General features: G+C 43.0%; 1 protein-coding gene. It reads right to left on the bottom strand.

The features are described from left to right. Window positions 1–337 (bottom strand): MobV family relaxase (gene mobV, locus SB749_RS18980; RefSeq protein ID WP_410711669.1); only part of this gene is annotated, 337 nt, incomplete at both ends.

The following is a 337-nucleotide window of genomic DNA, read 5'->3' on the forward strand; positions in this document are numbered from 1 at the left end:
CTTTATCCGCTTCTAGCTTAAACTTGTGAATTTCAAGATATTTTTTATCTGAAGGCTCACCGCGCAGCAAGCCAAATTTTTCGTTATGCTTCCCGATCGCTTCCTGCAGCTGCTTCATTTCAACTTTGTTGAAAATCTGCTTTGCTGACAGCTTCTTTTCTTTCGTGATCGGCACGAGACCCACGTGCATATGAGGTGTCGTTTCATCCTTATGTACTGACGCATACATCACGTTCTCTTTTCCGTAACGCTCCTGGATAAATTCCAGATTAGATTTGAAGAATTCCCTTTCGCTCTCTGGAGACAGCTTTTCAAAGAATTCGGGACTTGCCGAGAT

The organism is Brevibacterium sp. SIMBA_078 (assembly GCF_046534565.1).
In the GTDB taxonomy this organism is placed as follows: domain Bacteria; phylum Actinomycetota; class Actinomycetes; order Actinomycetales; family Brevibacteriaceae; genus Brevibacterium.